Source organism: Alistipes sp. An31A (assembly GCF_002159425.1).
In the GTDB taxonomy this organism is placed as follows: Bacteria; Bacteroidota; Bacteroidia; order Bacteroidales; family Rikenellaceae; genus Alistipes; species Alistipes excrementigallinarum.
Genome location: NZ_NFIO01000014.1, coordinates 1 through 18,848 on the forward strand (window position 1 = coordinate 1; position 18,848 = coordinate 18,848).

14 protein-coding genes and 1 pseudogene are annotated in these 18,848 nt (G+C 51.9%); 2 read left to right on the plus strand and 13 right to left on the minus strand.

Annotated elements, in window-relative coordinates; all coding sequences use genetic code 11:
- Positions 1-169: 169 nt before the first annotated feature.
- From B5F90_RS10895 to B5F90_RS09745, 13 genes and pseudogenes are all read right to left on the minus strand, one after another.
- Complete coding sequence (locus B5F90_RS10895; RefSeq protein WP_143256158.1) at positions 170-415, minus strand: hypothetical protein; 246 nt, start codon at positions 413-415, stop codon at positions 170-172.
- A 248-nt stretch (positions 416-663) separates the two neighbouring features.
- The gene (locus B5F90_RS09690; protein WP_143256159.1) at positions 664-1,689 is read right to left on the minus strand and encodes a vitamin K epoxide reductase family protein; all 1,026 of its coding nucleotides are present in this window, start codon (positions 1,687-1,689) and stop codon (positions 664-666) included.
- Between the two features lie 522 nt (positions 1,690-2,211).
- On the minus strand, positions 2,212-2,625 hold the full coding sequence (locus B5F90_RS09695; protein ID WP_106633800.1) for a hypothetical protein: 414 nt from the start codon (positions 2,623-2,625) through the stop codon (positions 2,212-2,214).
- A 291-nt stretch (positions 2,626-2,916) separates the two neighbouring features.
- Positions 2,917-4,635 carry a hypothetical protein gene (locus B5F90_RS11200; protein WP_239307789.1) on the minus strand — a complete coding sequence of 573 codons (1,719 nt, stop codon included), beginning with the start codon at positions 4,633-4,635 and terminating at the stop codon, positions 2,917-2,919.
- Positions 4,636-4,819: 184 nt separating this feature from the next.
- Positions 4,820-4,972, minus strand: a pseudogene (locus tag B5F90_RS11285) (YWFCY domain-containing protein); the annotation flags it as partial.
- Positions 4,973-5,109: 137 nt separating this feature from the next.
- Entirely contained in the window at positions 5,110-5,475 is a 366-nt protein-coding gene (locus tag B5F90_RS10900; RefSeq protein ID WP_143256161.1) for a hypothetical protein, read from the minus strand.
- Positions 5,476-6,361: 886 nt separating this feature from the next.
- Positions 6,362-7,378, minus strand: coding sequence for a glycosyl hydrolase family 18 protein (locus B5F90_RS09715; protein ID WP_087362609.1), 1,017 nt, complete (start codon positions 7,376-7,378; stop codon positions 6,362-6,364).
- A gap of 66 nt (positions 7,379-7,444) precedes the next feature.
- Complete coding sequence (locus tag B5F90_RS09720) at positions 7,445-9,043, minus strand: DUF1735 domain-containing protein (protein WP_162607777.1); 1,599 nt, start codon at positions 9,041-9,043, stop codon at positions 7,445-7,447.
- 20 nt (positions 9,044-9,063) lie between these two features.
- Positions 9,064-10,374 (minus strand): DUF1735 and LamG domain-containing protein, encoded by a 1,311-nt coding sequence (locus tag B5F90_RS09725; protein WP_239307790.1) that lies wholly within the window; start codon positions 10,372-10,374, stop codon positions 9,064-9,066.
- 48 nt (positions 10,375-10,422) lie between these two features.
- Positions 10,423-11,343: a glycoside hydrolase family 18 gene (locus B5F90_RS09730; RefSeq protein ID WP_239307791.1), complete on the minus strand. Its 921-nt coding sequence runs from the start codon at positions 11,341-11,343 to the stop codon at positions 10,423-10,425.
- An 11-nt stretch (positions 11,344-11,354) separates the two neighbouring features.
- A complete protein-coding gene (locus tag B5F90_RS09735; RefSeq protein ID WP_087362638.1) occupies positions 11,355-12,947 on the minus strand; it encodes a RagB/SusD family nutrient uptake outer membrane protein in 1,593 nt (530 codons plus the stop codon).
- Between the two features lie 15 nt (positions 12,948-12,962).
- The gene (locus B5F90_RS09740; protein WP_239307792.1) at positions 12,963-16,166 is read right to left on the minus strand and encodes a TonB-dependent receptor; all 3,204 of its coding nucleotides are present in this window, start codon (positions 16,164-16,166) and stop codon (positions 12,963-12,965) included.
- Positions 16,167-16,503: 337 nt separating this feature from the next.
- Complete coding sequence (locus tag B5F90_RS09745) at positions 16,504-17,454, minus strand: FecR family protein (protein WP_087362613.1); 951 nt, start codon at positions 17,452-17,454, stop codon at positions 16,504-16,506.
- 255 nt (positions 17,455-17,709) lie between these two features.
- Here B5F90_RS09745 and B5F90_RS09750 point away from each other — a divergent pair, with 255 nt between their 5' ends.
- The gene (locus B5F90_RS09750) at positions 17,710-18,279 is read left to right on the plus strand and encodes an RNA polymerase sigma-70 factor (RefSeq protein WP_162607778.1); all 570 of its coding nucleotides are present in this window, start codon (positions 17,710-17,712) and stop codon (positions 18,277-18,279) included.
- A gap of 299 nt (positions 18,280-18,578) precedes the next feature.
- Positions 18,579-18,839, plus strand: a complete 261-nt coding sequence (locus B5F90_RS09755) for a helix-turn-helix transcriptional regulator (RefSeq protein ID WP_087362615.1) — start codon at positions 18,579-18,581, stop codon at positions 18,837-18,839.
- The last annotated feature ends 9 nt before the right edge of the window (positions 18,840-18,848 follow it).

The window sequence follows — 18,848 nt, forward strand, 5'->3', positions numbered from 1 at the left end:
GACCGCGCAGTTGTCGCACCCGGTCTCGGGGGCCGTTTCGACCTCGAGCCGGAAGCGGTTGCCGCCGCATGAGCACAGGCCAAGCAGGAGGGCAGCCGCAAGAAGGGAGAGACAGGTTTTCATGGTCAGTTTTATAATATTTATTCGGAGCTTCGACCTAAACGAACAATTATGATAAACATGTTTGGTCCATTACCATCCCTTTACCTATAGCCGTTTCAATCATCAAACCTCCTTTGATAACTGCAGATAAACCATCCGAGGCACATACTCGACCAGATACAGATCCACCGCCTCTTATTTTGAATGTACAATTAAATTCATACTGGAAGGGTCCACACAATCGGCCGCCCTGCACCAAATTCATCTGCTTTTTCGTCAACTGCTGTGCGGCAAAATCTTTCATCGTTTTCATAGTCGTAGTTTTTTATCGGTTTAAAATTTGCGTTGGTCCGGACCTTTGCGTCTCGACAGGTGTTCGGAACTGCCGTTTTCCGCCATCGGCTTCACTCGATTCGGAAAAAGTTGCTTATCCTTACGACGCCTTTCTGCGTTTTAGTTAAACTTTTGAGCTGTCACACTCGGTTTTGCTTCCTCGTGGAAAGGTTCTTTTGTTGTCACGGGCTGGCGAAACCCAATTCGAACAGTCTACATTGCGTTGCGTCAAAATAGATATTTCAAATCCTCCACATCATACGTATCCGGCAAGCGGCGGTTGTCCACCAGAACGGTCGGAGTTCCCTCGATACCGACTGCCTGACAATAGGACCTGTGAGCCTGCAAGATTGAGATAGCCTGCGGATGAATCTTGGTCCGAACAATCATTTCAAGCCGTTCGTACCATATTCCGATTTGTCGGTCAGCCTCTGCCCAACCTTTCGTAATCCATGTGGTGATTATCAGCAGGGCCGCATCATTCGAAAGGTGGTCCCCGTCGTTCACGGCAAACAGCAGCTCAACCCGGCAATCACCCAGCAGGCCGAGTTGCCGATGAACCCGGGCACATTTAGGACACGAAGGATTCATCACAACGGTAACGGTACGCCCGCTCTCAACTCCGTTATGGAGCGGGGAGGCCGAACCGCTGCGGCCCGGCTCCTCCCGACAACGGGCAAGCTGAAGCTCGAACAAATCCGAATCACTCAGCAGGTGTTCCCGAAGAGCCAGAAGCCGCGGCATCTCCACGGCCATTTCCGCCTGGGTAACGGAGCGTCTGATTCCCAACGCCATACATGCGAAGACCACACAATATCCAGCCACATCAATCCAGAGACCCCGTTCCACGACTTTGTCGGGTCCGAAAAACAACTCCACACCGAAATCAGCCAGCAGTACCGCATCGATTGCCAGACACAACGTACACCATCGTCGATGACGGATTTGCCAGCCCAGCGAATAGACAACAAAGGGAATGGCCAATACATCAAGCCACCGGAAGAGGGCAGCAGGATTCTCTGCAAGGAAGAGTCCCCAGAAGAGCGATGTGGCAAAATAGGCCAACGACAATTCGCCGAGTGAAATCCAACCGAAAAGTTTGGCTCCGGCCGACTGGAAGACCGCATTGCAGTCGGCGTGTTTGCCGAGCCGCAAAAGGACTGTGCAAGGTGCGGATTGAACGACGATTTGGCAATCACCAGCAGCGAAACGGCACATCCAAGCATCTTGACCGGATAACGCAAATCCTCCCACCCAAGCGGTTTCAACAACAAGCCGAGACCAAGCAGCAGAACGAACAGTCCGGCAAACCAATAAACTGCAGTCCGGTCGAGGAAGGCCAGCAGCTGTTTGAACCAATAGGCGAACCAGGGTATCTCGTTCGACGCATCGCCTTTTTCCGCCAGGAGCACCGTGCCGTCCCAAGCGCTGCGAAACCACTCTTCCGGAACCTCAAGCCGCCGACCTGAACAGGTCCGCAGACAGAACTTCCGGCCAGACCTGTCCCTTTTTTCAACAAGATAGAAAGGATATTCCGTCTTACCGGCTGCCACGATATAGGCGCCGTCAATCTCGGCAAGTTGTTCGAACTCCAGCTTGCAGACCAGATTCGGCACCTGCAGTTCGTCGAGTGTATCGCTTAATGCACGGATGCTGTGCGGTAGCGGATGACGGGAGCAAGCCGTGGCCAGCCTCAATGCATCACGTTGAATACCCTGTTTCCGCAACAGGGTATTCAACAGATATACCGACGGAGGGTTCATGATGAGAACTCTCTTACATAAGATTCAACGTTCCGAACCCTTCATAATTCGAACCGATAATTTGAATCGTATAGATATCGCCCTCCGACATATTGACGGTCATATATACAATGCTTTCAATAGTTGTATTACAACTATGGCTTGCAATACACTGGTTCATTCCATTCAGGACATAAACCGTTACATTACCCACCCCTTCATGGAACGTTAGCTCTAGCAAGTTCCCGGTAGGGGTATACCAGGCATCTACGGTTTCCCCCGCAGAGCGAGTCTGGCCCGTCCCTTTTCCTCCGAGTCGTTTCACGTCTCGGATGTAGATTTCTTCCGTCTCCGAATCTTGCAATGTAATAGAGGCAGCAGAGGCCGCTCCACTAGAAATAAATAATCCACTCAACAGGATTGCTACATATAAAAACGTTTTTTTCATAATAGAATATGTTAGGGTTTTAGGTTGCATGAATGTATAATAAAGAAGACTATTCCGCAAGAATCCTGACCGCGCTCCATATCATACCTGCCAGGATTTAGCATTGAAAAACAACAAGTTACAAAGGCAAATCTCACACTGGCACTTCTTTACGACGGGATATTTGTGTATGTATATGGAAATAAGACACTTACATCACACATATGCCTGTGATGAAATATTTTTTGCACAAATGAAAAAAGCGACGAATTATTTGTTAATTCGTCGCTTTTGCTATCAATCTGAGACTCGTTATTCCTCGTTTTTCCTCAATTCGGCTATTTGCCTGCTGATGAAATCTTCAATCTTCTCCTCCTGCGAGAGATGTAACTTGCGTCTCAAACGGCTTCGTTTGTTATAAAACGAACCCAAAGTTGAATAGTCATAGAGGTAACAGATGCCGGCATGGGAAAAGCCAAAGCACATGAGGGCACATAAATCTAAATCATGTTTGTTCAAATCCGGGTATCGGGCTTTAAGATAATCGATGATTCCGAAATATTTCTGATTGACGATGTATTGCAGGTCATAGAGAGCATATTGCGAGTTTGTATCCACGGCCATGTACCTTTTGAACTCACGGACGAAATTCGCCGGTTTGATTGCCGGTAGCTTTTCAACCAGTTGATGCAGACCGGACAACCGCTCTTCGATGGCCTTGCTCACCTTCGATTCCCGCTCGTTGGAACAATCAAGCATCTGCCTCACATGTAGGAACCGATTGGACAGGTCGTCGTAGACCTGATGCAGATTATCCAATTCCTGTTTCAACAAGGCGCGCTCCTCGCGGACCTTCTTGTATCGACGGGTCCAAGCATATCCGACGAGGACTACGATAAGAGCCAAGATAATCAGGATGAAAATCATACCTGCCATCTGAACCTGATGTTTCAATCGAAAAGACTCCAGCGATGCCTTGAGCAGCCGATTGTTGTACTTCTGCTCCACCTCTTGCAGGGCTGTCTGCTGCGTGACTTGATTCAGCGAGTCGGCCATATGCTGGTACAAACGGCTGTAGCGAAGCGCCTGCTCGAAGCGGCCGCAATCAGATTCAATCCGGGTCAGCAGCGCATAACATCCGGCAATTTGATGGTCCGTAAACTCATGTCTGTTGGCAAGAATAGTCTGTCCGCACAACCGAGCCGAGTCCAATTCTCCCGCCTTCTGATAGATGGCAAGCCAGGTCCCCGCCGCAACCGGAGGGTGTGGTTCACCGTAATAATCGAAACAGATTTTTCGAAAAGAGTTCTTTATGGAATCCACTGGATTGCCCTCTTCCAACCGGATTGAAATCAAATTGCCGTCGATTGCATAGGCAGCATTCCTATCACCGAGAGTCAGGTATAGCTTTTTGGCTTCCTGCCAACTCTCCTTTGCCGCGGCAAAATCTCCGGTCAAATAATAAATATACGCTTTATTGTTCAACGAAATCGCTTCATTGCGCGCGGCTCCAGCCTGATGGAAACACGCTCGGGCCCTTTCAAAACGCAGCAAAGCATCCTCTTGGAGGTATTCATCACTATACAGATTTCCAATGCGACTATGAATTAATCCCTGCAGGTAACTGTCATTTGTATTGACCGCAAAGGCCTCCGCTGCAACCAACGACTTCATTGCGACATCGGTATCATGCAGATTGGCATATACACATCCATAATAATAATGAGCCAGAGCTTTCTCCTGTTCGGACCCCTTGCGATTATAATAATCCACCGCCAGATGAATCAGAGAATCGCTTTGGAGTTCTATTTGATTCTTGTCTAAGGCCTGCGTATAAAGAAGAGCAAAACGAGCCTTGCCGGACCTGCTTGATATCTCGTCAACATCCAAGGATTTCAATATGGACAGAGCCTGTTCGGGATGGTCGAACATTAATTCGGCTGCCGCATCCAATTTGTTCGATTGATTCCGGCTTTCCCCGCAGGACATACACCCTAATAAAGCACCGATAAGCAATATGTAATATTTCATGGGTACGTTTTGATGATACTTCAAAGATACGAAATATTCTCTTCCCTCCAGATATCCCCAAGGACAACAAACGGAGAGAATCAGATAATATTCCTTTTACAATCAACCTGTTAATTTCTGATAGTGACCGTACGGTCGTCGGCATTGCCCCTAATTTGCTTTGCCCATACATCGACAAGTTCTTGAAGTCCCGACCAGCGACGGAAGCGGTCAACGAGTAGTACGCAAACCAATTGTAACAGGACCAATAACGGTTCAGTTCCGGAAATACGATTCCCAGGGTCCGGGCAAACCGGACAATCTTCTCCAATGCCCGCAAATCATCCTCCTGCTGCATACTTGTCGATTTAAGGGCGGCAAGACAACAAAGGAACGAGGCGGCTTGCCTCAACTGACCTTCCAAGTCAGCGATGGTCGGCAGGGATGGTGCTCACTACCCCACTCCCGCAAAACACCGAACGGTCGAACTTCCGTTTACTTCTGACTTAACTCAACCAGCGTACCCCGCAACGTGTCGAGGAAGTGGGTCAAACGGTTCTTGCGGTTCAGGACGGCCCAGCGGCAGTTGTCCGGATTCTTGAAACTCGTATTGCAGAGCGTCTCAAACTCGCGCGTAATCTGCATGAAGGTAGCCGGGGAGTCGTCCTGCTGGCAGAAGAAACCCACGGCCGACAAGGCGGCAATCACCTCCATCAAGTCGGAATTGGTGAAGCGTTTCGAGATTTTCAGCGGCGAGTGACGCCGCTGCGCGGCAATCTCCCGGATTCCCGGGTACTTTAGCTGCAGGTAAATCATCTGCTTCTCGAAATCCACCAAAGTGAGTGATGAACGGATTAACATGTATTGCAGAGAGGCCGAGTCGTTGTAGTTTTCCAGCAGTTGAACCAAAGTCTCGCGAATCCGTGCCAACAGCTGCAACGAGTCCAGCCTTGAACACCCATCCTGTTTGGATATTTGCTGAATACGATTGACAAAACGATTATATGCAATATTTAGGCTTTTTCGCTCATCATCACGCAACGGTTTGTCAATCAAAGCAAACAGCTGCACAATAAAATCACATTTCTCAAGCCTTTTGACACTCTTTTGCATGACCGGGACTGTGAGAGAAACACAATGTATAAAAATAAGCAATTTATACATTGTGTTTAAGTTGGCTGGATTTTCGGGATTTATATCTGTTATTTTTAGTTCTCAATTATTATGTTTATCTTTGCAAAAGCAATCAGAATATGATTGTGCGTAATCCTATCGTCACCACCCGAAATCGCAAAATTTTATGAGACGAATAGGATGATAGGTGGTTCGTGTAAACAGGCACGAATCAACCTATCATTTCGTCGGGTTTTTGCGAGCCTCGGGTGGTATGGGTTGAGTTCGTGCCTTTTTTGTGAACCATATAAAGCTGCCGTTAGAAGCATGAGCGACATCAAAGCCGGTGGTACAGCTTGATTACTCGATATGCGGACTAAAATACGGCAGCTTTTTTATTTAGGGCAAATCACAATCATTGTGGAAGATGGTTTGGCTCCCTGAAGAGATCCAGTTTTTGCATAGTTATTCCCGTCATAAATCGCTGCTTTTCCGATAACTCCCATAGCTAAATTCAAATGGTCATAAAGCACAAGATTTTTTGTTTTATAAACAGCCCGCACATCGCAACGATGCGCGGGCCCGGTGGTACAGCTTGATTACTCGATATACGGACTTACATCACACCTAAATTCTATTGAATATCGGCATATGTAATGGTGTATCCGTTAGGATTGAAAGTCCAATCCTGCGAATATTCTGTTCCTGAATAAGTAACCGTACTGCCAAAGGCCCCTTCCGCAATTTTCTGGAATACGGGTAATGGATTAACATCAGAAGCCTTACGGACGTTAAACATCATAATACCACCGTAGTTGCCACTGGCAGCCTGCGAGGAGCGGGTCTTGATCTGATTCAGGTAAATTGCATTGTACGATTGTCCCATCTGGATAGCCTGCGGGCACCAGCGGTCGTTCGTTACGCCGGCGAATGCGCTGGAAGTCTGGAAAACATTCGGGTTAAATGATCCGTGGTCGGCCAAATCGATCTCCGCACCTGCCGCTGCGGAAATGTTAGACGCATAATTCCATTGGAACATCTGGATGATTTTGCGTTCGCCGGGGAATTCAGCATTGAATTTCTCGCGCAGCTTGAGAACGAGTTTGCTGGCCGAAGTGGGATCAATGGGAGTCGAATAGTCAGCATATTCATCGTCGAATCCGATTCCGTCCAGGTCGTATTCCTTCACGATGTAGGTAAGAATAGCGGCGAACTTCTCGATCTGGTCATCCGTCAGGTTCGAGATGCCGATCCCTTTGTGGTCACCCAATACGTTCAGAATCACCTTGATTCCAGCATCCTGCAACGGCTCAATATAAGTCGCTTTTGCAGCCATCACAGGCGCTAATTTGTCGTTGAAGAAGATGCAGGGATCTCCATTTGCATCCTTGTGAATATTCGAAGCAAAAAGTTGTACGAGATCGATGAATTTTTCGCCATCCATTTCATACGACAACGCATTGAGCGGATTGGTATCGTTGATCTCATAATACACTTCGATCAGCGGTGCTTTGTCGCCATAGGCCCGCGTTACCTGAGCCTTTTCTTCCGGCTGGGCCTGCATGTCGGGATTTTCCACATCTTTATTGCATGCTGTAAACATTATACCTGCAGAGAGGAACAAAGTCGAAATAAACAAAGTCTTTTTCATAATCAATAATTTTAAGGTTGGTCTTTGTGAGTTGTGATAGTATGATGTAAATCCGTATTTTATCGTTTACCAGTCTTTTACCAAGTCTCCGTAGTTCAAAGCTCCCCACCCGTAATTTACGAGGACATTATATATATACGTTCCATCCATAGCTCCCTCGCCGAATACGGGCCATAACAGACTCGGAACCGCGCCCCAAGACATTTCATACTCATTTTGTTGATTGGAGATAAGGTCGGCCCATACGATCGTATTGTTCGGCGCATAACCCATCATATCCCAGATGCCCACATTTATAAAGCCCTGTGCCGTCATCAGGAAATCGCTTGCCGCCGGATACCACGGAACGGCGAAATATCCGAAATTTTCGGGTGAAAGTCCGGCGATCGGCCGGCGCGGATGGTTCGTCGTCGGGAGCATCATGCCCAAATCGGCCGCATCGTCCGGTGTGAGGTCGATTACCTCCCACGGATCGAGCAACTGGATATCCTCGCTCTCCGACATATAGCCCGACCATGCATAATCGAGATACTGTCCGACCTCGATGCCGCCCGTCGCCTCGGTATCCCAGAAATATTCGGTCGGCTCTTCGTAATCGGCCAGTGTCAACAATTTGTCAGGAATGGCCTCGCGCATAGCCTTGATGAGTTTCGGATAGGAAGTGGTATTCATGGCGGGCATTCCCTCTACCTCTCCGTACCCGGAATTACGGTCCCAAAGGTTCACGCCGTCCAAATTATAGGTATCGAGACACGTCTTGACCTGTGCCACGAAATCGGCAATCTGCGCATCCGAGAGATTGCAAAAGCCCAGGCCCGTATTGCCACCTTCAATACAAAGACAGACTTTACGGCCTTTGTCCTGCAACGGCCGGATATATTTGTCTGCATGTTCCAGCACATAGCGAATATCCGCATTAAGATTCAATATTGCCCGTCTAGTTTCTGCATTGCATCCAATCTGAACCGTCCTGAGATTTACGATATTACCGTAAGTCCGCTCCCAAATGGTATTGAACGGCGGCATGCACTCGGTTTTCTGCAAAACCCAAATATCTGCCAATAACGGCTGATATTCAGCCGTATTCAAATAAAACACATTTAGATAGTCTGTATCCAGATCATAGTCGCCGTGATCGATTCCGCGAACCTTAACCCCATAAAAGATAGCATTGTTCACGTCCGAAGTGGTCACATCATTCGATGAAATAGCAATCGGTAATAGATAGGTGCCGGCAACTACGCCGTCTGGTTTGAACGACACCTGAATTTTATCGGAAATACGTTCTCCGGCAGCCACCAAGATTGTTCCATTGCCAGCTATCTCGACATTCGCCATGGGGAAAACGGGTAAATCCGTACCATACTTGTCATTACACGATTGTGCCAAAGATTCATCCAGGACAACAGTGATAGACATGTTTTTTTCTGCAGGGCGGGTTAGCTGACAGTAAATCTGATCTATAGCAGGCACCGTACTCCCTTCTGTAAGATTGACCACTGAAAATTCGGTTGCGGACTTCATGCTACGAACTTTTACATAGGTATTCTCCAGCGGCTCCTTGTCAGGAAGTTCACCGCGTGTCGTATCTATCGGATCGGCATCGCAGGCCGCCAGGCCGAGCACGCCCAGCGCCATCAGGAATGCAAGGATTCCCTGTTTCATATCATAGTTCCGTTTCATAGTTATTCCTCGGTTTCGTTGATTTTCGGAATTTCAATACCGTCGGGCCAAACGATATCGGTCTCGGCCACGCCGTCATTGCCATACATCGAGTAGTCCTTGACGGTATTCCCGGCGCCCTCGTTGCATTTCCAATATCCCAACAGCGTCGGGTCGCTCGCAGGATCGGTTATTTCGTACATGTTCTCCCTGATCTGCTGCGGTGTGCGGGCTACGGACCAGACACGCGCCTCGGCAATCTTGCCGTTGAGCGGGCGGTAATCATCGTAGGAACGGCCAATGAAGAACTGGTAGGCATCGCCGAAGCCACCGTACTTCTTCTCGTTATCCGGAGTCGGATTCTTCAGATAGAAATCATAGAGCGCACGCATAGCCAGGTTGATGCGCGTATCCTCGCTCATTGAGGTAAGGCCCATTTCGGTACCCTCACTCTGCAACTCGCCGTTGACATAGACGCAAACACGACGGGTTGCCTGGTCGTAAGTGCAGGCCACATGGTACCATTGTCCGGCCGAAAGATTTTTCGTGGCATTTCGCTCGGGGAACTTGCCGAATTTCGAACCGGCACCCGAACCGTCGAACTGCAACTGTTGGCGCTCAAAATTCGTGTCGCCGATACGCAGCAGCAGGTACTGCTCGACACCCATCACCGAAGAAATATTCACTGGATTTCCCCCCGCATCAGTCGTGGCAAACTGGTCAATGTAGATCAGCGCCTCATAGGTCACGGCCGTCAAGCCGTTCCACGCCTGACTGTTTATCCCGTAGGTATCCAGCGTAGGGAAGTTAATCCAGTTGCCCTCGCCGAGCTGCGCCGCGACGGTGATGTTCGACGAACGTTTCACCACGTAATAGACCGTCGAGGAGGTCGCCAAGGTCGGGACCGACGACTGCGCGATCGTCACCGGCACAAGGTAGGTTTCGTCGAGCGGCAGAGCCCCGGTCTGCTCGGCGCCCTCGCCCAGCAGGTGCTGCAGATGGAGCGTGAGCGTCTCGGAGGTCGTCTTGCCCGCGGCAATCGTCGCGGTTTCGGACGAGAGCGTATAATACTTCGCATCAAGCATCGGCCACGACGTGCCGTAGCGGGCGTTGTAGCGCTCAACCAGCGACGGATCGACCGTCACGGAGAGCGTCACATCCTGATCCGACGGATAGGCCAGCGTCGCCGCAAAGGTGCGGTCGAAGACATCGAGCGTATTCTTGATTGTTGCCGCCTGCACCTCGGAGGTCTCCGCCACGTCGAGGTAGACCACGTTGCCGAACTTGTGGTCGTCGGCGTCGTAGTTGGTGCAGGCCGTCTGGACCGCAACCATTCCGATGCAGGCCAGCAACAGCATATTTTTCCGTGTTTTCATGGTTCACTATTTGGAAGGGTTCAACAGTTGGATGGCATCGCTCAGCAGCGGGTAGTTGCGCTCGACATCGTAGTAGTCGTTGTCGATGTCGTAGGCGGCAAGTCCGGCCAGCGGTCCCAGCGAAACGACCCGCTCGGCCATCTCCGTAATGGCGGCATGTTCGACGACATCCTCGTCGTAGAGCGGAGCCCCAGCAGCAGCAGCCAGCAGCAGCCGTTCAGGTGCGATGCCGGCATAGCCCGTGGCATTGACCACCTGCAATTTCAGCGTCGTGATGTCGGTTGTCGCCTCGGTATCCAGGACCACATAGTCCAGTTTCGCGCGGTCGGCTTCGGCCACGAAGAGCGGATTACCCTCATAGACCAGCAGCTGGCCGTCCGTTTTGGCCGCCGAAAGCGTCGAGACAATCGAGGCCGTAGCGGTGGCATCCAGCGGGTCGGCGGTGAACGAATAGCCGTCCAGATCGTTGGCAGCTACCGCGGCAATCACGCCGTCGAGATAGGTTTTGAGGGCCGCATCGCCCGAAAACTCCGCCTTGCGTGCGGCGTAGTCCACCTGGTAGAGCACCCGGGTCCCCTTTTCATGCATCGTGACCATGTCCTCGGCGTCGAAGCGCGAGAAGTTGTCGGCATTCGTCAGCGATACGATGTCCAGTGAGTCGGGCAGGCAGCGCATATAGTCCTTTTCGCTCGCGGAGGGGGTCGGCGAATTATAGAGTCGGGCGTAGGTCAGGAAATGTTCGCTCTGCTTGTATTCGCGCAACGCAGCCGTATACTCCGCCCAGAAGGCCGGATCCTGATCTGAGGGGCGCCGGACCTGCTGCTCGACAGCCTCCGTTTCGGTCCAGTCGCTGCATGCGGCGACCCCCAAAACGAGCGCCGAGACTGCCATGCAGCGGAACAGATTGGTGATGATATGGTTTTTCATGGCGTTGGTCATTAAAGGTTTTTGCGGTCCCACCACACACGGGTTCCCTGCGTGTCGCCCGCGCCGTTGACGGATTCGCTGTTCAGATTGGCGATAGCTGCTTGGAGGTTCGTCGGATTCTCGGTGTACTCCTCTACCGGGTACGGCAGGCGCCGTGCTCCGAGCGACGAATCCACCGTCCCGCCGCTGGCATTCTCAACCACCGGCAGCAACCGCGGATAGCCCGTGCGCCGGTGTTCGGCCCACGCCTCGGTCCCCAGCGGGAAGATGGCAATCCACTTCTGGGTGATAATCTTTTCGAGGTTTGTCTCGATATCCGTGGCCTTGTCGTCCCAGGCAATCGTCACGCTGCTCTGCGGCGTCGAAACCGAATAGCGGCCAATCGGGTCGACATAGGCCGCCGGCGTATGCGTGGCATCGGCAATGTAGGCGTCGGCACCGCTGGCACCCCGCTCCTCGAACGACAGCCGGATGGCATCCTCGTAGAGCGTCCTGGCGTTTTCTGCCGAACCCCAGCGCAGTTCGTACTCCGCGCGCAGGAAGGTCACCTCCGCAGCATTCATCCACAGATAGGGGTCTGTCCCCGTGATGAGCATGTTCGAATAGGAGGAGACGGCCGTCGCCTTGCTCGAGACGTTGATGCCGATGCGGATGCCGGCGTAGCCCTGCACCTCCTGTCCGTTCTCCACGAGGCGCACCGTTGTGAACATCTTCTCGCGCCGCGGGTCGTTGTAGCCATTCATGTAGCTAATCAGGTCGGCTCCGACGCGATGGTCGCCCCAGTCGTTGTAAATCAGCGTCATGCGGTTGTCCGAGGTCTGCATCCGCGCATTGTCGGCATTCGTCGTGATGACGCCCCCGGCAATCGCTTCGGCGGCCTTCGTGCGGGCCGTTGCCTCGTCCACGTAGGTCAGGCGCATCGCCATACGCAGCTTGAGCGAGTTGGCGAACTTCAGCCACTGCGCGATATTGCCCGCATAGACCCCGTCGTAGCGGCCGAAGGCGTCGGACGGCAGCGTGAGGTTGTCCTCCAGCGAAGCAATTGCTGCGTCCAGCTCCTCGAACATCGCCGCATAAGCCTCCTGCTGCGTGTCGTAGGCCACCTCGAGCGATTCGGTCTTGTCGGCCATGATTTGCGTGTAGGGAATCGGACCGTAGGAGTCCGTCACGCGCTGCATGATTGCTATGCGGCAGACGGCGGCCAGCGCGTGGGCCGTCACATCGTCCGTACCGTTGATGATGGCCCGGTAGGCCGGGTAGGTCTCGCTGATGACGTTCACGAAGGGCCACTTGCGCCAGTCGGCCGAAGCATTGAAGGTCTCGAACTTGTTCTGCCACGTGTCGACCGTGGCGCCGATATAACCCGCATAGGGTCCTCCGACCAGACTCTCCAGGAACTGGTACATGTGCTCCTGCGTCGGAACAACGAGTCCCTGCAGGGTCTTGAGATTGGTGCCAATCTTGTAGTTGTTGGCCTGCAGCTGTTCGTCGGTCACTTCGTTCGGATTGCGGTTGATATCCGCGAAGTCGCCCGTACAGGCAGCCATGCCGAGCAGCATGACCGCAAGCAGCAGCCGCTGCACGTTATGTTTCGTAGTTTTCATGGTCTTGCTGTTCATTTAGAATTGGAATTTCACGTTGAAGCCCAGGCTGCGCAGCGACGGCATCATGAAGTAGTCGATGCCCTGGTAGTTCAACCCTGTCGAGGCCACGGCCTCGGGGTCGAACGGTGCCTTGCAGTAGATCATCCAGAGGTTGCGCCCGACGAACGAGACGGTCATCCGCATCTTGTCGCGGAACCACTTCGCGGGGAGCGTGTAACCCAGCGAAAGCTCCTGCAGGCGGAAGTTCGTCGCCGAATAGGTGTAGTACTGCGGCAGTCCCGACTGGGCGCCGATGGCCTGATACCACTTCTGCGCGTCGATTGTCTGGCGGCCGTTGATGATGACACCTCCGGCGTCACGAGCTGCGGCAGAAGCCTCCGAAACACCATACAGGTCCATGTTGGCCTGCGTCGCGGAGTAGCAGATACCACCGATGCGGGCCGTGAAGAGCAGACCGAGATTCAGTCCTTTCCACGAAAAGTCGTTACGCCACGCCAGGTTGTATTTCGGGAAGACCGAGCCCAGGTAGATATCCTCCATGTAGTCGTCCTTGACGGCCACGTTGCCGCTCTTGTCCACCTCGATGAAACCTTCACGGTTGTAGACCAGGTCGGAATTGGTGTAGAGGTCACCCAGCGTACCGCCCGGTTTGAGGATATACTTTGCCTTGCCGAGGCCCTTAATCTCCAGCCGGTCTTTCGAGATGATTTCACCGGTTTCGGGATGCCTGTAGTTGTGGACCAGCTCGACAATCTCGTTCTTGTTCCACGAGAAGGTGAAGTTCGTTGCCCAGCGGAAATTCCGCCACGTGTTGTCATACCCCGCCGAGAGTTCGACACCCGTATTGCGGACGTGGCCCGTCTGCAGGTAGATGGTCGAGTAGCCCGACGATACGGAAATCTGCGGGTCGAAGGTCTGGTTGTAGGTGTCGGCCCAATACCACGATGCCGAGAGGCTGATGTGTTTCCACAGACGGGCATCGAGACCCAACTCGTAGGTGCGGGTCCGCTCCGGGTAGAGGTCGCCAATCGGATAGTGCGTCTTGGCGGTCCAAACCTTGTTTGTGGCATCGTATTCGTAGGTCGGGATGGTCAGATGCCGCGGGAAGGGCATACCCACCGAGGCAATCGAACCGCGAATCTTCAGATAGGTCAGCGCACGACCCATGTCCCAGAGCGAGGTAGGCACCCACGAAAGGCCCACCGACGGGTAGAAGAACGACGATTCGGGCGATTCGGCCAGCTGCGAGGCCCAGTCGTTGCGACCCGTCACCGTGAGGTAGAGCATCTGCTTCCACCCCACCTCCACCGAGGCGAAGAGGGACTGCGTCTGCTCCTGCCAGCCCGACTTCTCGGCCCGCTTCTTCGAATCATCGAGGTCGAAAACGTTGAAGACATTCGGAAGGCCGTTCTCCTGAATCGGGCCCCGGTATGACAGCAGGTCGGTCTTTACGTTGTTAATCGACGCACCGATGTTGGCCTGCAGCGACCAGTCGTCACCGAACGTCTTGTTGATATTCACCATCACGTCGGCATAGGTCTGCGTATCGTATTCGCGCTGTTCGGTGTAGTGGCCGTTCTTGCCGCCGTCCGTAATGGTCGTGTTCGACGAAGCGTAGAGCTTCTGCGTGTAGAGCGAATTGGCATTGTCAATCCTGACGCGCCCGGCGACATTCAGCCACGGAAGGATGTCGTACGAGGCCGAAAAGGAGAGCAGGTAGCGCTTCTTGTCCGTGTTGCGCAGGTTGCGGTAGGCAATCCAGTAGGGGTTCTGCATCCGGAGGTCACCGCCCTCGAGGTCCGAAGACCAGAACTGTTCCATCAGTTTCGAAGCCGGATTGTAACGCTCGAAGATTCGGTAGGCGTCGAAATCCGTTCCCCGCGGGAAGAGGTAGACCGGGACCAGCGGGTTCGAATAGACACCCTGGTTGGTCATGTTCTGGTCCTGCTGGTAGATGTAGCTCGCCGAAGCGTCCAACCGCAGCTTGTCCTTCAGGAAATAGCTGGTATTGCGGAAGGTGAAGTTGTAACGGTCGTAGGTGTTGTTGGGAATGATACCGTCGGAATTGACCGCTGCGGCCGAAAAGTAGGTCTGGTTGCGGTCCGTACCGCCCGAGAGCGTGAAGGCGTTCGTATAGACGTGCCCCGTTTCGAAGAAATCATTGGGTGTATAACCGATTTGCGCAGCCGGAGTAAGCCGTTGTCCCCAGCTGTAGACGGCAGACCCCGCGCTCGAACCGTTCAACCCGGTTCCATAGCGGTTCTGGAACTCCGGCAGCACGAAGGGATTCAGAAACTCCGTATTGCTCGAGAGCGTCACCTTCAAGGCGCCGGCCTGCCCCTTCTTCGTCGTAATCATCACCGCACCGTTCGCGGCATTCGAACCGTAGAGGGCCGCGGCTGCAGCGCCCGTCAGCACCGAAATCGACTCGATATCCTCCGGGTTCAGGTCGGCAATCGACTCCGTGGCACCCTTCGAATCGAACTCCGTACCGCCTCCGCCGCCGAAGTTGTACATCGGAATACCGTCGATGACATACAGCGCATTCGACGACTGCGAGATGGACTTGTTACCGCGTAGCACCACCTTCGTGGCACCGCCCACGCCCGACGACGAGGCGTTGATGGTCACACCGGCCACCTTGCCCGAGAGCGAATTCATGAAGTTCGCATCCTTCACGGTGGTAATCTCTTCAGCCCCTACCTGCTGGACATTATACGAGAGGGCCTTCTCTTCGCGTTTGATGCCCAGGGCCGTCACCACAACCGACTCAATCTCCGACGTTGATTCCCGGAGCGTCACCGCGAACGAGGTCCGCGTACCGACCGGCACCGCAGCCGTCTCATAGCCCAGATAGCTCACCTCGAGGGTCTGCGAGGAGGCCGGAGCAGGAACCTCCAGCGTGAAGCGCCCCTCGGCGTCCGTAGAGACGCCCAGCGTGGTGCCCCGCACGATGACCGAGGCGCCGATAATCGGCTGCCCCTTGGCATCGGTCACCCGGCCGGTGACCGGAACTGGCCGTACCGCAGCAGCTTGTTGTTTATAAATGAAGATACTCCGTCCGTCGATATCAAAGCCGATATCGAACGGCGAGAACAGTTGATCCAGGACTTTGGTGATTAATTCATTCGAGACATTGATACTCACCTTGCGGCTCTCCAAATCTTCCACATCCCGGTTGATGAAAAGATACCGCGTCTGCGCCTTAATCTTGTCCATCGCCTGCTCCAGAGTCGCATTTTGCAGATTCAGCGTGATGCGAGCAGTCTGAGCCTTAGCCGTAAATAGAACACAGCTCAGGCAAACAAGTAAGGCAAGTCGAAACAGTCTTCCGTTTTTTTGGGCGAATCCTGTTTTTTCCATACTTTTGTAGAATTAAGGATAATAGGTTACTTAAGTTTTAGGCTGACTATTATCTGCGGTCTGCGGATTCCTCCAAATCTGCAGACCTTTTTCGTTGGATAACAGTCTGAAAATTTATATTGATTTATTTTCTCATAGGCATCTCTTTTTAAAGGCACAACCTTGATAAATCGTTACCAAATTCATAATCACATTATCGTATCATAATCACATTCGACTTTTCATCACGCGTATAGGTAAACCCGGTGGATACGAGCTGGACCACGTGCAGGGCATAATCCACCCCATCCGAAATACGCACCTCTCCGCTCATCACGTTGATTTGCGGCAGAGTCTCCCGCTCAATCTCAATCCGGACATCAAATGCGCGCTCGAAGATGGCCATCAACTCATCAAACGGCATCTTCTTGAGATGAATCAAACCTTCCGTCCAACACAAATCGTCGAAATCGGAAACGCGCTCCTTGTAAAGCCGGCCATGCTCCAAAACAACCCGGTCGTTCGGTTGCAGGATGATGGATTCAGCCGGGTCTTTGCGGCTGGTCACCTTGACCCGACCTTCAACCAGCGTAGTTGAAAACAGCCCGTTCTCGGAATCGGCCAGCACGTTGAATTTCGTACCCAGAACCTGAATCTCCGTTGCAAAGGTCTCCACAATGAATGGGTGCGACGAATCATGTGTAACCTCGAACAAAGCCTCACCCGAGAGTTTGACCCGTCGTGTTCTACTGGAAAAGACAACCGGATATTCAAGGGTCGTTCCGGCATTGAGCTGTACATGAGTTCCATCCGCCAGGGTCACCTGCATCCGCTGCCCCGCCGGTACAAAAACAGACATCTCACGTTCTGCCAGCGAGTGATGGTAGACAACCTTTCCCAGGTAGGCGGCTCCGACCATCACAATCACGGCAGCCGCCGTACGAACCGCATATCGTGCAATCCGGAGAAGGGTGCGACGAGGCTTCGGAATGGCCGCGTCAGAAGCGGGCGCCGGGGCATAGAGGGCCAGACCCGCGAAAAGAAGGTGTGCTTTCCGGAATTCCGCCCGATTCTCCGGAGAGGCTTCCACCCAGGAGAGGATACGTTCTTCCTCCTCTTGAGAGGCTTCTCCCCGAAAATATCTGAATAAAAGTTCCTGTTCCATGTACAATCAATCGTAATAAGATGAATTTTATCTGCTGTTCTATTATATAGTCGAGTGACGGGAACAATCCTTACCCCCATTTTCCCACCTCATCTGCAAATAAATATTTTTATTAAATTCAACAAATATTTTCAGAACTTAAACTTTTGAATAACAACGCATTATACAATTAGCAGGAGAAGCTATCTTTTTTCTCGAAAAAATCTTAACTTTGAGATTTGAAAATCAACTTCCCGGACAAGAATGATTCAGCGAATGGAGATGCATGAGTTCGACAGGTTGTATGGAGCGTACAAGCCCCGCTTCATACTCATAGCCTGCTCCTATCTTCGGGACCGTTCCGCCGCTGAAGATTTAGTCACGGACTGTTTCATGCACTTCTGGGAGAAACGCGAAGAGATTGTATCCACAACCGAGAATATTCCGGCTTATATCCTCGGCATGGTCCGGCATAAATGCATCGATGCTCTGCGCACGCGGCAGCAGCATCTATTGACCCATCAGCAAATCTATCAACTCGAAATGCGCAACATACGAGAGAATCTGGCCGCTCTTGAGGAGTGTGACCTGGCCAAGATTCTCTTCCGCAGCGAAGTCGAGGAGATTTTTCATCGGCGATTGGCTGAAATGCCGGAACTCTCGGCCCAGATATTCATCGCAAACCGGTTCGAGAATCAGACCTATCAGGAGATTGCTCAACGCTATGGCATCTCGGTTCGGAAGGTTACCCGAGAAATTCAACGTTGTCTGAAACTCTTGAGAGAGGATCTCGGCGATTATCTTCCCATAGCCGTTCTGTTATTCCCCCATTTCCTCGACAAATAAAAAGGGACGGCCGAAATGTGATTATGATTTAGCAACGAATTTATCGTGGACTAATTCCGCAGGCCGTCCCTTATATTTTCTTGACAAGAAATTCCATGCTGTGCACCTGAAGGAAATATTCTTGTCGGCTCGTTCTTTATTGCTCCAGGTTTATTGCAACATGCATATAAACAAATACTCTTTTTAAGAGAAATCCACCACTCGATTATTTCCTACGATACAAATTTAGGCAAAATATTTGAATGCACGTGAAATCACATGTATAAAAAACATAAGCGGCCTCTTTCCTTTGTAAAAAGATGGATACAAAGGGAACAAAATATAAAGATCAGGTCTTTCAGAGGCTCCTAATCGAACGTATGCAACAATTACGTGCGGAATATGGCTATTCTCAAGAAGATGTGATTGAGTATACGCATTTGGACATATCTCGATATGAATCGGGAACGTCCATGCCAAGCACGCTATCCATTCTTAAACTCTGCAAGTTATATAATATCAGCATATCGGACTTCTTTGCGCCGATAAACTATCCTCCCAAAAAAGAAAAGGATGTTTGATGACCACAA

Bases quoted from the DNA above. Each gene is read 5' to 3' on its own strand.
- B5F90_RS09715 (WP_087362609.1), bottom strand. From the start codon at position 7,378: ATGAAAAAGACTTTGTTTATTTCGACTTTGTTCCTCTCTGCAGGTATA.
- B5F90_RS10895 (WP_143256158.1), bottom strand. From the start codon at position 415: ATGAAAACGATGAAAGATTTTGCCGCACAGCAGTTGACGAAAAAGCAG.
- B5F90_RS09755 (WP_087362615.1), top strand. From the start codon at position 18,579: ATGGATACAAAGGGAACAAAATATAAAGATCAGGTCTTTCAGAGGCTC.
- B5F90_RS09735 (WP_087362638.1), bottom strand. From the start codon at position 12,947: ATGAAAACTACGAAACATAACGTGCAGCGGCTGCTGCTTGCGGTCATG.
- B5F90_RS09695 (WP_106633800.1), bottom strand. From the start codon at position 2,625: ATGAAAAAAACGTTTTTATATGTAGCAATCCTGTTGAGTGGATTATTT.
- B5F90_RS09730 (WP_239307791.1), bottom strand. From the start codon at position 11,343: ATGAAAAACCATATCATCACCAATCTGTTCCGCTGCATGGCAGTCTCG.
- B5F90_RS10900 (WP_143256161.1), bottom strand. From the start codon at position 5,475: ATGTTAATCCGTTCATCACTCACTTTGGTGGATTTCGAGAAGCAGATG.
- B5F90_RS09745 (WP_087362613.1), bottom strand. From the start codon at position 17,454: ATGGAACAGGAACTTTTATTCAGATATTTTCGGGGAGAAGCCTCTCAA.
- B5F90_RS11200 (WP_239307789.1), bottom strand. From the start codon at position 4,635: ATGAAATATTACATATTGCTTATCGGTGCTTTATTAGGGTGTATGTCC.
- B5F90_RS09725 (WP_239307790.1), bottom strand. From the start codon at position 10,374: ATGGTTGCGGTCCAGACGGCCTGCACCAACTACGACGCCGACGACCAC.
- B5F90_RS09720 (WP_162607777.1), bottom strand. From the start codon at position 9,043: ATGAAACAGGGAATCCTTGCATTCCTGATGGCGCTGGGCGTGCTCGGC.
- B5F90_RS09750 (WP_162607778.1), top strand. From the start codon at position 17,710: ATGGAGATGCATGAGTTCGACAGGTTGTATGGAGCGTACAAGCCCCGC.
- B5F90_RS09740 (WP_239307792.1), bottom strand. From the start codon at position 16,166: ATGGACAAGATTAAGGCGCAGACGCGGTATCTTTTCATCAACCGGGAT.